Origin of the sequence: Halostella pelagica (genome assembly GCF_004762015.1) — an archaeon.
In the GTDB taxonomy this organism is placed as follows: Archaea; Halobacteriota; Halobacteria; order Halobacteriales; family Natronoarchaeaceae; genus Halostella; species Halostella pelagica.
This window is the reverse complement of sequence record NZ_SJES01000003.1, coordinates 306,088-318,507: the sequence shown is the minus strand read 5'-3', so window position 1 is coordinate 318,507 and position 12,420 is coordinate 306,088. Positions and strand designations below refer to the sequence as shown.

The window sequence follows — 12,420 nt, the reverse complement described above, 5'->3', positions numbered from 1 at the left end:
CGCTCCTGTTTCAAATGCCATCGCCTGCTCTCGTCGGAAACACTGCTACTCCTCGTTCCGCTCGATGTCGATGTCGACGCCGTTCTCCAGGTCGCCCGCGTCCGTCACTCCACCCGGATCACCGATGTCGACGACGCCGAGGCTCCGTCCGAGTTCGGCTTCGATCGCCGACACAAGCGCGGCCGGATCGTACTGCTCTATCAGCCACTCGGCGACGGCCTCTCCCAGCGTCGCGCCGACGCCGTACCCGACTACGTCGTCGACGATCGGACCGGCGGGCGACCGCCCGACCACGTCTCTGACGAACGCTCGCCCAACGAGGCGGCCGACGACCCGGGTCGCCTCCTGAACGTCTACAGCCTCTTCTATCTCGGCGTCGGAGAGCAGCGCCTGGAGGTCGACCGCCTCGACTATCTCCTTCGCCGTGTCGGCGGCGAAGTACGCTTCGAGTGCCCGTTCCAGCGTACCCAGCGGTTCGTCCGGTGACTCGTTCATGCGAAACCGTGTCGCTAGCGGCGACTCGAACGGTTAAGAATTTTTGTCGGGTTCGGTAGAACAGGATGAAAAATCAACGGTTGTGAGCGCGGCGCGACCAACAGGGGGAGGCCTATATCCGGCGAGTCCGTACGACCAATTGCGGCACCCCAATGCTGCAACCGTCCGGCGACGGGGCGGTCCTTTTCTGACCGCTCTCGCCGGCGTTTCCCCACCCCCTTTCGACATCGTCGAGCGGCGGGATTCCTTTCCTCTGCGAACCCGTGTTCGCCCCAACCCACGCTACGTCTGCACCCCCAACCCCGTTACGTCTCTTCTGTTTCGCCGAACGTCTCCGTCCGTTCCACGTCGATGCGGAGAAGCAGCGGGAGCGTTACCAGTGCCAGCGCGATCTCGACGCTCCCGGCGACCAGAAAGGCGGTGCCGAACCCGTACGCGTCGGCGACGGTGCCGCCGACGAGAAACCCCGTGAGAAAGCCGAGACTTCCGAACAGGTTGAACCCGCCCATTGCGGTTCCGCGGTCGCTCGCGGGTGCGAGGTCGGTGACGAGTGCCATCGTCGCGGGTGCCATCAGCGCACCCAGAACGCCGACGAGGACCATCCCCGCGCCGGCGAGCGCGACGGTCGGCATGCGCCCGACGGCGACGACACAGAGGCCGTACAGTGCGGACCCGCCGACGATGGGGAGGCGGCGGCCGACTCGGTCCGACAGCGCGCCGAAGGGGTACTGGAGCAGGGCGAAGGGAGCGAAAAAGAGCGCGAGCATCAACCCCGTCGCGCCGGGGCCGAGGCCGAAGACGGTTCGGAAGTAAAGCGTGCCGACCAGCGCGAAAAACCCGGCCGTCAGGCGGTCGATGAAGCCGAAGGCGTAGGGAACTGTCAGCGTCGGCGTAGCGGTGAGGTTCGACGCGACGGTGCGCAGGGTTTCGTTCCGCGACGGTGCACGGTCCGCGACTCGCGAGACCAGAAGGCCAGCGACCAGCAACAGTCCGCTCGCGAGGTACAGGGGCCCGAGCGGGTCTATCTCCGTCAACTGGCCGCCGAGGGGCGCGCCGGTCGCGGTGCCGAGGCCGATGGCGATGCCCGCCGCGCCCATGTTTTTCCCGTGGCCCCCCGAGAGGTCCATCAGCATCGTCATCGCGAGCGAGAAGGCACCGATGGTCGCTGCGCCCTGGAGCGCGCGGATGACGAGGACCGCTTCGAAGGAGAGGTCCGTCACTGCGGGTGCAACGGCCAGTACGGCGTATCCGACTGCGCCGCCGACCGCACCGACGACGATGAAGGGGACGCGCTTGCCGGCGGCGTCGCTGGCCGCGCCCCAGACGCCGACGAAGACGACGAAGGCGGCGAACTCCGCGACGAGAAACCACATGCTCGCGTCGAGGTCAGTCGTCGCGCCCAGTGCGGACACCAGGTCCGGGACCCCCGGATAGAGAAGAGTCTGGGCCAGCAGGACGGTGAAGACGACTGCCGCGAGCAGTGTCCGTTCTCGTCGTATCCGTTCCACAGCGGCTATTGTCGCTCTCGGATGAAAAACGCCCCGAGTCGCTCCCGTTCCCGTGGCAAGAAGTGGCAAGAACTGCGAATCTTGCCGTAACTATGGGTTATATGAATTTGAAGATATATGAGTGAGATACATGACTGACGAGGACGAGTCCACGGAGACGGACATCTCCACCCGGAGCGTCCACGCGGGGCAGGAACGGCCCGACGAGTCGACGGGCGCGCGCGCTCCGCCGTTGCACCAGACCACGTCGTACGTGTTCGAAGACGCGGACCGTGCCGCGGACCTCTACGCGTTAGACGCCGAGGACCACATCTACTCCCGCATGAGCAACCCGACTGTCGAGACTCTGGAGGAGCGTCTCGCCAGTCTAGAAGGCGGCACGGGCGCGGTGGCGACGGCGAGCGGTATGGCGGCGCTCGACGCGGCGACGCTCGTGCTCGCGGAGACGGGCGACAACGTCGTCTGCTCGACTGACACCTACGGCGGGACGACGGCGTACCTCTCGAACACCGCCGCGCGCCGCGGGATCGAGGCCCGGTTCGTCGACACGCTGGACTCCGACGCGTACGCCGAAGCCATCGATGACGACACCGCCTACGTCCACGTCGAGACGATCGGCAACCCCTCGCTGGTGACGCCGGACTTCGAGCGCGTCGCCGACGTGGCCCACGACCGCGGCGTCCCGCTGGTTGTCGACAACACGTTCGCGACGCCGTACCTCTGTCGACCGCTAGAACGCGGTGCGGACGTGGTGTGGAACTCGACGACCAAGTGGCTCCACGGGTCCGGCACGACGGTCGGCGGCGTCCTCGTCGAGGACGGCGACTTCCCGTGGGGCGAACACGGCTACGAGGAAGTCGCCGGCGACAACCCCGCGTACCACGACACCGACTTCTCGCGGGACTTCCCCGACGCGCCGTTCACCGCCGCAGTTCGGTACCGGTCGCTGCGAAGCCTCGGCGACCAGCAGTCGCCGTTCGACGCTTGGCAGACCCTCCAGGGCCTCGAATCGTTCCCGCTGCGGATGGACCGACACTGCGAGAACGCGGCCATCGTCGCGGAGTATCTCGCCGACCACGACGACGTGGCGTGGGTCACGTACCCGGGGCTGGCGGACCACGAGACCCACGACGAGGCCAGCGAGTATCTAGACGGTGGGTACGGCGGGATGATCGCGTTCGGCCTCGACGGCGGCGACGCCGAACCGTCGGATCGCGGTTCGGACTCTCGCGGCGGATACGAGGCCGGCAAGGCGTTCTGTGAGAACGTCGAACTGGCCTCCTTCCTCGCGAACATCGGCGACGCGAAGACGCTCGTCATCCACCCCGCGAGCACCACGCACGGACAGCTATCGCCCGAGGAACAGCGACAGGCGGGCGTCACGACCGACCTGGTCCGCCTCTCAGTCGGCATCGAGGACCCGGCGGACATCCTCGCGGACATCGAACGGGGGATCGAGTCAGCGACATGAAGGCGACAGCGGGCACCATCGACCTCGGCGAGTTCGAGTTCGAGAACGGCGAGTCGATTCCGTCGCTGGAGGTCGCCTACGAGACGTACGGCGAGTTCGAGGGTGACAATGCGGTGCTGGTCTGTCACGCCCTCACGGGCAGTGCCCACGTCGCCAACCGCCGTCTCACTGACGGGGAATCGCCCGTGACAGGCGGACAGGCACGCGCCTGGTGGGACGACATCGTCGGCCCGGGAAAGGCCGTCGACACGAAGGAGTACTACGTCGTCTGTGCCAACGTTCCCGGGTCGTGCTACGGGACCACGGGACCGTCGAGCGAGAACCCCGAAACGGGCGAACCGTACGGCACCGACTTCCCGCCCGTCACCGTCACCGACTGGACGCGCGCCCAGCGGGAAGTGCTGAACGAACTCGGCGTCGGCCGCCTCCACGCCGTCGTCGGCGGCAGCGTCGGCGGGATGAACGTTCTGGAGTGGGGAAAGCTGTACCCGGACGACGTTCGCCGCCTGGTTCCGGTGGCCACCGCCGCCCGCCTCGACCCCCAGTGTCTGGCTATCGACGCCATCGCACGACGGTCGATCATGACCGACCCGAACTGGAACGGCGGGGACTACTACGGTGTCTCCGCCGAAGGCGGAGGCTCGTCGGACGACTCCGACGGCGGCGAGCATCCGGACCACGGCCTCGCCCTCGCCCGCCAACTCGGTCACGTGATGTACCTCTCGAAGGCGTCGATGGAGCAGAAGTTCGGCCGCCGCGCGGCCGGCCGCGACGCCGCCCAGGACGTGTTTCCCTCGGACCCGGCGGCGGGGTTTTTCCCGTACCGTGACGTGGAGTCGTATCTCGACTATCAGGCCGACAAGTTCGTCGACCGGTTCGACGCCAACAGCTACCTCTACCTGACGCGGGCGATGGACAACTACGACCTCGCTGGCGGCTACGACTCCGACGCCGCCGCGCTCGCCGCCTTTGAGGGCGAGGCGCTGGTTATCTCGTTCACCGGCGATTGGCACTTCACGAGCGAACAGTCGGAGTCACTCGCGGACGCCTTCCGCGAGGCGAGCGTACCGGTCGCACACCACGTCATCGACTCCGACCACGGCCACGACGCGTTCCTCGTCGAACCCGAGAACGTCGGCCCGCCGGTCGCCGACTTCCTCTCCGACGGCGTCGAGGGCCGCGCCGTCACCGACACCGCCGAAGACGAGGACGAGGGCTCCGACTTCGCGCCGGTCCACACGAGCCTGTTCTCGTAACTCGCCTCGACAGACTACCCATTCGATTCCTCGGCGAAGCGACGTATCCATCGAGTCCCGATTACCAAAGCGAACTGGCGTACTGAATGCTGATCGCGTGCTATCACGTCCGACCTCTCCGCTCAGATTTTATTCCCGAAACCAATGTTAGTTAAATAGATAACTATAAACCCCTGAAGTCTCTGTGTTCCGATGATGTCAGGGTCAAGGGACGATTCCGGACAACAGGACGCACAGAACGCTGTTCAGGACGGTGGACAGCCGAAGGGCCAACCGCAGGGACAACCCGCCGCTGGACAGGCACCGCCTGCCACGCAGGAGTCCGTCACTGACAAACTCAAAGACCCGCTCGTACAGGAGTTCACGAAAGGAATCGGCGCGCTGTACGCCATTACGGGTATCGGACTCGGACTGCTGGTAGTGGTGTTTGGCTTCGTCGGCAAGCCCGTCCTTATCCGTGGGACGCAGGCTGATACCGTAGCGGAGGTCCCGGAGTACGGGACGTACATGGCCGCCGAATTCGTCAACCAGACCGGTCAGATCGTGCTCATGATACTGCCCCTTCTGGCCGTCGCGGCGGCGCTTCCCGTCGGCCTCTATGCGGCACGCTCGCTCAACGTCGACGACAAGACGTCGTACATCGCCGCCGGCGTGAGTTCGCTGGTCGGTTCGGTCCTGATGGTCGTCGCAGGTGGCTACCTCGCGGCTTCGCAGGTGTCAAACGTTCAGGACGAGGCCGAGGCGGCCAACAAGGCCCTCGCCGAAGTGGAAGACACTGAAGGGCTGACACAGGCAACTTCGTTCACCGAGGAGTATACGGTCGAAGCCGTCGACCTCGTGATCAACAGCGTCGGAACCGGTGTCGTCGCGGCTATCATCGCCGTCGCCGCCGCGTACGCCTACCGCAACTACCTCGTCGACTCGCTGTAGCCTGCTCTCCGCGATCGATGTTTTCCGGAGTCGCCTGGTTCTCCGCCAGCGACTCAACCGTTAAACGCAGATCACGCCCAAATTAGGGACGCGGTCGGCGTCTGTCGTCCGTCGTAGGCGACGACGAGACCGCGACGATCGAGTGTCACGCCGCCGCGATGCTGCGCGAGATCGAACCCTTTCACGTCCGCAGAACATCAAATCGAGTGGATAATTATAAATCGCTGTCGTGTAACGTACGGATAATGGCAGACAGAGGTGGCAACCAGCAGAACCGTAGCGAACAGGGGAGAAAACAGGGGGGCGGGCAGGTTCAGGGTCAGCCGAACGACGGCGCGGCCGGACAGCAACCCGGTGCCGTCGGCGGCGCACAGAGCAGGCAGGAGGGTATCGTCGACGTAGCGACGAAGCCGCGGACGAAGGAGTATCTCACCTTCTTCGTCGGACTGTTCGCCGTCGTCGGACTGGCCGTCGGACTGAGCGTTATCCTCGTCGGCGCGCTCGGGGGGTCGCCGCTCTCGCCCGACTTCGACTCGACGGTGCAGAATCAGTTGGACAGCAACGTCGACAACGTCGACGAGATGCTCGCCCAGATGCACCTGAACCGTCTGGCGGCGACGGCGATCAACGGCGCGCCGCTGCTCGCGGCCGTACTCGGTGTCGTCACCGGTGGCTACGTCGGAAGTCGTCTCCGCGCACCAGACCGCGAAGCGTACGTCACCGCCGGCCTCAGCGCCGGTGTCGGCTCCGCCGTGCTGGTGACGCTCGTCGGGTTCCTCGCCTCCACGCAGATCGGCCCCGTCCCGGCCCCCGAGTTGACTGACGAGGCGTCACAGAGTGCGGGAATGGCCGAGGCCGGACTCGGCGCAGTCGAGGGTATTCCGTCGGCTATCCTCATCGGCGGCACTGACCTCTCGACCGGCGATCTCCTGACGAACGCGGTCCTCATCGGCATCGCCGTCGGGGCGGTCGCCGCGGCGACAGTCTACGTAGTGCGGAACTACAGCCCGCCGGAGGCCTGATCGGTAGCGGTACCCGTTACAGCACGTCGTCTTTTTCGAGGAGGTCCTGCAACTCGCCCATCGTCGTGACGACCGTGTCACAGTGGGGGCGAACGGCGTCTTTCGGCTCGAAGCCGATAGCCTGGCCCGCGACCTGGAGCATCGGCAGGTCGTTCGCGCCGTCGCCGACAGCGATGGCGTCTCCCATCTCGACACCGAGGTCGTTGGTCAGCGATTCGAGGGCGTCGTCTTTCGTCCCCTCGATGAGCGGTCCTTCGACCTCGCCGGTCAGTTCGTCGCCGGCCATCGGCAACCTGTTCGCGACGATGGTGTCGACGCCGACGCCCTCGCGATCGAGTGCGGCCTCGACGCCGCGTTCGAACCCGCCGGTGAGGATAGCGACGTGGACGCCGGCAGCGCGAAGCGTCGCGATGAGGTCGGCCGCACCGGGCCGCAAAAGAACCTCGTCGAACGCCGCGGCGGCCTCGACCGCCGGGAGCCCATCGAGCAGCGCCGCGCGCTCGCGCAGGCTGGTGGCGTAGTCGATCTCGTTGTTCATCGCCCGCTCGGTGATCGCAGCCATCTCGTCGGCCACGCCGCGGCGCTGCCCGAGCAGGACGGTCATCTCCGAGTCCGAGAGCGTTCCATCGAAGTCAAAGGCGACGATCGTCATGCCGCGGGATTCGTCCGGGGGTGTTGAAAAGAAAGCGATCCCGCGTTTTTTCGCCGGGTCGCCGCCCGGCGGGGGTCCCGATCCGGCAGTTTTCGCCACACATGCCGACACAGGAAGCGTTAACCCGACCGGGCGAAACCCCCTTCGTATGAAGGTACTCGTAACCGATCCCATCGCGGACGCGGGCCTCGCCCGCCTGCGGGAGTCGGGCCACGAGGTCGAGACGGCCTACGACGTGGAGGGCGACGAACTGTTAGACGCGGTCGCCGACGCGAACGGACTCATCGTTCGGTCCGGCACCGAGGTGACCGAAGAGGTGTTAGACGCCGCCTCTGACCTGGTCATCGTCGGCCGCGCCGGCATCGGCGTCGACAACATCGACATCGACGCGGCGACCGAACACGGCGTCATCGTCGCGAACGCGCCGGAGGGCAACGTCCGCGCGGCGGCCGAACACACCGTCGCGATGGCGTTCGCCAGCGCGCGCTCTATCCCCCAGGCCCACGTCCGCCTCAAGGCCGGCGAGTGGGCGAAAGGCGACTACCTCGGGACAGAGGTAAACGGCAAGACGCTGGGCGTCGTCGGCCTCGGCCGCGTCGGCCAGGAAGTCGCGAAGAAACTCGACTCGCTTGGCATGGACCTCGTCGCGTTCGACCCCTACATCAGCGAGGAGCGCGCCTCGCAACTCGGCGCGGAACTGGTCGACCTCGACGACTGCCTGGCGCGCGCCGACTTCCTGACGGTCCACACGCCGCTGACCTCCGAGACGGAAGACATGATCAGCGACGACGAACTCGCCAAACTGGAGGGCGGCTATCTCGTCAACTGCGCCCGCGGGGGCGTCGTCGACGAGGACGCGCTCGCCGCGGCCGTCGAGGACGGCGTTCTCGCCGGGGCGGCGGTCGACGTGTTCGCCGACGAACCCGTCTCTCCGGACAACCCCCTGCTCGACGTGGAGAACGTTGTCGTCACGCCGCACCTCGGCGCGTCCACCGAGGCCGCACAGGAAAACGTCGCCGTCTCGACGGCAGAGCAGGTCGCCGCCGCGTTCGACGAGGAACCCGTCGTGAACGCCCTGAACGCACCGTCTATCGACGAGAGCGCGTTCCCCCGCGTCGAACCGTACATCGACCTCGCCGAAACCGCCGGCAAGATCGCCGCTCAACTGTTCGACGGCCGGATCTCCACCGTTGAGGTCAGCTACGAGGGAGACATCGCCGAGGAAGACGTCGAACTCGTCACCGCGAGCGGGCTCAAAGGCGTGTTCCAACCCCTGGAGTGGCAGGTCAACGCCGTCAACGCCCCCCAGATCGCCGAGGAGCGCGGCATCGAGGTCACCGAGTCGAAAACCCGGCAGGCCGAGGACTTCCAGAGCCTCGTCACAGTCACGGTCACTGACGGCGAGGACGAAGTGAGCGTCGACGGGACGCTGTTCGCGGACGGCGACGCCCGTATCGTCCGCATCGACGGCTACCGCGTCGACGCTATCCCCGGCGGTCATATGATGGTCGCGCGAAACACGGACGAACCCGGCGTCATCGGACTCATCGGGAGCGTCATGGGCGACCACGACGTCAACATCGCCGGCATGTACAACGCCCGCGAAACCATCGGTGGAGAGGCTCTGACCGTGTACAACGTCGACAGCCCGGTTCCCGACGAGGCGGTCCGGACGCTTGAGGACGACGACCGGATCATCGGAATGCGCTACATCGCGCTGAACGGCGTCGAAGAGTAGAGCGGTCGCTCCCGTCTACGGTCTCGGCGTTGCCGGCTACTGTTTGGCTTTCTTCCCCGCGCCAATCAGGTTCGGCAACGTCCGATTGGACTCTCTGGGAGTATCCGGAAGGAACGAAAAAGGAGTCGGTTTTTACCCGACTACGGACGCGTTCGTGGTGTTCTGGCTCGTGACGTTCACCGTCGCCGTGGCGGTCACTGGCTGCTCATCGGACACGTAGATCCGGTCGGTGCCGAGGTCGAACTGCTGGTTGCCGTTCGTGTCGTTGAACGCGATCGCGGCGAGCGTCTGGTTCTGCGTCAGCGACTGATCCAGCGTAACGCTGACGTTCTGCTGGCTGCCGTTGACGAACGACGAGTTACCGAGCGGTGACGCGAGGGTCGTGTTGTATACCGCGACGAAGCCGCCCTGTGACAGGTTCGCCGAGTTGACCATGACTGACGTGCCATTCGAGGTCTGGTTCACCATTGACAGGTTGGCCGAGGCGCTCTGGTTCGCCAGCATGGCGTTGGTTGCGTTGGTGGCGTTGGTTGCGTTAGTGGCGTTGGTGGCGTTGGTTGCGTTAGTGGCGTTGGTGGCGTTGGTTGCGTTAGTGGCGTTGGTGGCGTTGGTTGCGTTAGTGGCGTTGGTGGCGTTGGTTGCGTTAGTGGCGTTGGTCGCGTTCTGTCCGGTGACGTTGACCATCGCTGTGGCGGCGGCCAGTTGACCGCCGGAGACGTAGACCTCGTCGGTGCCGAGGTCGAACTGTTGATTACCGTTCGTGTCGTTGAACGCGAGTACGGCGAGCGTCTGGTTCTGGGTCAGCGGCTGGTCGAACGTCACGTTCACGATCTCTTGGCTGCCGTTGATGAACGACGAGTTACCGAGTGGCGACGCCATTGTCGTATTGTAGACTGTGACGAAGCCACCCTCCGGCAGGTCCACCGAGCTAACTACGATTGACGAGCCGTTCGAGGCCTGATCCGCGACTATTACGTTCGTTGCTGTGGTCTGGTTCACCGAATCTTCGGTGTCGTTATCGGCGATGTCCTCGTCATCGGCATCGTCAGTCTCGTTATCCGCTTGGTCGTCGAGGGAACCGTCGGTCTCGTTGTCGGATTCGTTGTCAGGATCTTCCTGCAGGAAAACCCCGTCTCCAGCGTCTCCGGCAGACAGCTCACTAAAGTCTTCGGCCGGAGTTGCGCTGGCGACGCCGATCCCTGTCATACCTAATACGACGAGACCGACGACGAACACTACAGTTATTGTACGGTGTGTCATGTATCGTCTGAACCTCCGCAAACACGGTCAAGAGGGCTGTTATTAAAGCGAAAACCTTGTTTCGAAACTTTCAGCGGTGTCCGCTGAAGTACCGTCTTACTTACGGCGCACTAGCGTACCCAACCGTCTGAGTAATTCTGATTAGCTCGCTTTCGAATACAGATTACCAGAGATACTGATTGACTTAGGGGGCGGAGTTAGTGCTACTCACGGGGTGCGAGATATTCCTGAACATAGGTGGCTAATTGCTGCTGAATATCAACGTAGTCGGTTCGAAAAAGTCGCATTCTTGATAACCTCTGGACAGTTGACGTTCTGACAGTTGAGTGGTTCGTCCGTCGTCAGTGTGAGAGACACAAACAGTCGCTTAACGCAGTGCCGTCCGAATGTTCGTTCGTCTACTACTGGTCGAAGTAACGTCCTACCGAAGCGGCGGTGGGGTCCGCGGCCGGATGGAAAGCGTCTGTGGAGCCGGCTCAGCGCAGGCGGCTGAGTAACTCGCCGAACGCTCGGCCGGTCTCTTCTTGCTCTCCGTCCGCCTCGCACCCTCGCTCGTCGAGGAGACGTTCGTACCGCTGTATCACCGACTGTCGTCGCCGCCGCTCGCGTTCGAGTTCCGCTTTGAGGTCGTTAATCTCGGCCCGTAAGTCGGCGATGCGGGCGGATTCGCCGTCGGCGTGGTCGACGGCGGCGCAGTCGCCGCTCGAGCGCGGGGGAGACTGTTCGGGAGGGGTGGACTGATTGGTCGCCATGCGCACATCTCTACGAGACGCTCTCCCAAAATAACCCGGCAGACGGGCGTCTGTCGCCCGTATGACGACGATCTAGTTGCCGAGGTGTTCGAGAACTGCGTCCGTGTCGTTCGGAACGGGTTCCGGGTCGCCGCCTGCCTCTGCCGCGGCGTCGGGGTCTTTCAGCAGGTGGCCGGTCGTGAGACAGACCACGTCTTCTTCGTCGCCGACGACGCCCCGGTCGCGGAGTTTCCGTAGCCCGGCGACGGAGGCGGCGGAGGCGGGTTCGACGCCGACACCCTCCGCGGCGAGCGAGCGCTGGGCGTCCGTGATCTCCTCGTCGGAAACGGCGACCGCAGTGCCGCCCGTCTCGCGGATGCCCGGCAGTGCCTTGGGCGCGTTGACGGGATTGCCGATGCGGATGGCCGTCGCGCGGGTTTCGACCTCGTCCCAGCGCTCGGTGTGGTCCCACCCGTTCTCGACGGCCTCGACCATCGGGGCCGCGCCCTCGGCTTGGACGCCGGTGAGCTTTGGCACCTCGTCGGCGTCGAGTTGGCCGCTCCGGACGAGTTCGCGGAAGCACTTGAAAAGCGCCGCAGTGTTGCCGGCGTTGCCGACCGGTAGCACGATGCGGTCGGGGTAGCGTCCCTCGTCAGCGTAGAACTCCTCTAAGATTTCGAGACCGATCGTCTTCTGACCCTCCAGGCGGAACGGGTTCAGCGAGTTCAGCAGGTACGCCTCGCCGCGCTCGGCGAGGTCCTGTACGATGTCGAGACAGGCGTCGAAGTTGCCGTCGACTTCGAGAATGCGGGCTCCGTGGAGACTCGCCTGGGCGACCTTGCCCGCGGCGACCTTGCCCGCGGGTAGGAGGACGAGGGTCTCAAGACCGGCGCGAGCGCCGTAGGCGGCCAGCGCGGCGCTGGTGTTCCCGGTCGAGGCGCAGGCGAGGCGGTCGACGCCGAGTTCCTCGGCGACGCGGACGCCGACGGTCATTCCACGGTCCTTGAAACTCCCCGTCGGGTTCATCCCCTCGTGCTTGACACGGAGGGTGTTGACGCCGACCGATTCCTCCAGCCGCGGGACGTAATGAAGGGGCGTGTTCCCTTCGGGCAGGGACACGCCCTCGTCGAACGGGAGCGCGGCGCTGTAGCGCCATACTCCTTCGTCCTCGAAGTCCTCGAACGTCGGCGGGTCGGCGTAGCGCGCCTCCAGCAGTCCGTCGCAGTCGTCGCAGCGGTACCGGACCGCGTCGAACGGTGCGAACGTCGCGCCGCATTCGATACACGCCAGCCAGACGCCGTCCTCGGCGTCTTCGGGGGCGGCGTCCTGCTCGGCAGCGAGCGTCATGGAGCTCATT

The 12,420-nt window shown here is 65.2% G+C and carries 11 protein-coding genes; 5 read left to right on the top strand and 6 right to left on the bottom strand.

What is annotated here, in order from left to right:
- Positions 1–45: 45 nt before the first annotated feature.
- The gene (locus EYW42_RS09770; protein ID WP_135535075.1) at positions 46–495 is read right to left on the bottom strand and encodes a hypothetical protein; all 450 of its coding nucleotides are present in this window, start codon (positions 493–495) and stop codon (positions 46–48) included.
- 305 nt (positions 496–800) lie between these two features.
- Complete coding sequence (locus EYW42_RS09765; protein ID WP_369335335.1) at positions 801–2,003, bottom strand: MFS transporter; 1,203 nt, start codon at positions 2,001–2,003, stop codon at positions 801–803.
- A gap of 130 nt (positions 2,004–2,133) precedes the next feature.
- Between EYW42_RS09765 and EYW42_RS09760 the strand changes: the two genes are divergently transcribed.
- From EYW42_RS09760 to EYW42_RS09745, 4 genes are all read left to right on the top strand, one after another.
- Positions 2,134–3,474, top strand: a complete 1,341-nt coding sequence (locus EYW42_RS09760; RefSeq protein WP_135535074.1) for an O-acetylhomoserine aminocarboxypropyltransferase/cysteine synthase family protein — start codon at positions 2,134–2,136, stop codon at positions 3,472–3,474.
- A complete protein-coding gene (gene metX / locus EYW42_RS09755; protein WP_135535073.1) occupies positions 3,471–4,730 on the top strand; it encodes a homoserine O-acetyltransferase MetX in 1,260 nt (419 codons plus the stop codon). Before EYW42_RS09760 ends, metX begins: the two co-directional genes overlap by 4 nt.
- A gap of 195 nt (positions 4,731–4,925) precedes the next feature.
- On the top strand, positions 4,926–5,660 hold the full coding sequence (locus tag EYW42_RS09750; protein ID WP_135535072.1) for a hypothetical protein: 735 nt from the start codon (positions 4,926–4,928) through the stop codon (positions 5,658–5,660).
- A 245-nt stretch (positions 5,661–5,905) separates the two neighbouring features.
- Positions 5,906–6,682, top strand: a complete 777-nt coding sequence (locus tag EYW42_RS09745) for a hypothetical protein (protein WP_135535071.1) — start codon at positions 5,906–5,908, stop codon at positions 6,680–6,682.
- A gap of 16 nt (positions 6,683–6,698) precedes the next feature.
- Here EYW42_RS09745 and serB read toward each other — a convergent pair whose 3' ends face one another.
- Positions 6,699–7,334, bottom strand: coding sequence for a phosphoserine phosphatase SerB (gene serB, locus EYW42_RS09740; RefSeq protein ID WP_135535070.1), 636 nt, complete (start codon positions 7,332–7,334; stop codon positions 6,699–6,701).
- A gap of 148 nt (positions 7,335–7,482) precedes the next feature.
- Between serB and serA the strand changes: the two genes are divergently transcribed.
- Positions 7,483–9,072 (top strand): phosphoglycerate dehydrogenase, encoded by a 1,590-nt coding sequence (gene serA, locus EYW42_RS09735; RefSeq protein ID WP_135535069.1) that lies wholly within the window; start codon positions 7,483–7,485, stop codon positions 9,070–9,072.
- Positions 9,073–9,204: 132 nt separating this feature from the next.
- Here the strand turns inward: serA and EYW42_RS19795 are convergent, their stop codons facing one another.
- The 3 genes from EYW42_RS19795 to thrC form a co-directional block, all read right to left on the bottom strand.
- Positions 9,205–10,278 (bottom strand): DUF7282 domain-containing protein, encoded by a 1,074-nt coding sequence (locus EYW42_RS19795; protein WP_135535068.1) that lies wholly within the window; start codon positions 10,276–10,278, stop codon positions 9,205–9,207.
- Between the two features lie 530 nt (positions 10,279–10,808).
- Positions 10,809–11,084, bottom strand: a complete 276-nt coding sequence (locus EYW42_RS09725) for a hypothetical protein (protein ID WP_135535067.1) — start codon at positions 11,082–11,084, stop codon at positions 10,809–10,811.
- Between the two features lie 72 nt (positions 11,085–11,156).
- Positions 11,157–12,410, bottom strand: coding sequence for a threonine synthase (gene thrC / locus EYW42_RS09720; RefSeq protein WP_135535264.1), 1,254 nt, complete (start codon positions 12,408–12,410; stop codon positions 11,157–11,159).
- Between the last annotated feature and the right edge of the window lie 10 nt (positions 12,411–12,420).

What these genes read in the sequence shown, in the direction of transcription:
- EYW42_RS09770 (WP_135535075.1), bottom strand. Translation starts at nt 495, where the DNA reads ATGAACGAGTCACCGGACGAACCGCTGGGTACGCTGGAACGGGCACTC.
- EYW42_RS09760 (WP_135535074.1), top strand. Translation starts at nt 2,134, where the DNA reads ATGACTGACGAGGACGAGTCCACGGAGACGGACATCTCCACCCGGAGC.
- metX (WP_135535073.1), top strand. Translation starts at nt 3,471, where the DNA reads ATGAAGGCGACAGCGGGCACCATCGACCTCGGCGAGTTCGAGTTCGAG.
- EYW42_RS09750 (WP_135535072.1), top strand. Translation starts at nt 4,926, where the DNA reads ATGTCAGGGTCAAGGGACGATTCCGGACAACAGGACGCACAGAACGCT.
- EYW42_RS09745 (WP_135535071.1), top strand. Translation starts at nt 5,906, where the DNA reads ATGGCAGACAGAGGTGGCAACCAGCAGAACCGTAGCGAACAGGGGAGA.
- serB (WP_135535070.1), bottom strand. Translation starts at nt 7,334, where the DNA reads ATGACGATCGTCGCCTTTGACTTCGATGGAACGCTCTCGGACTCGGAG.
- serA (WP_135535069.1), top strand. Translation starts at nt 7,483, where the DNA reads ATGAAGGTACTCGTAACCGATCCCATCGCGGACGCGGGCCTCGCCCGC.
- EYW42_RS19795 (WP_135535068.1), bottom strand. Translation starts at nt 10,278, where the DNA reads ATGACAGGGATCGGCGTCGCCAGCGCAACTCCGGCCGAAGACTTTAGT.
- EYW42_RS09725 (WP_135535067.1), bottom strand. Translation starts at nt 11,084, where the DNA reads ATGGCGACCAATCAGTCCACCCCTCCCGAACAGTCTCCCCCGCGCTCG.
- thrC (WP_135535264.1), bottom strand. Translation starts at nt 12,410, where the DNA reads ATGACGCTCGCTGCCGAGCAGGACGCCGCCCCCGAAGACGCCGAGGAC.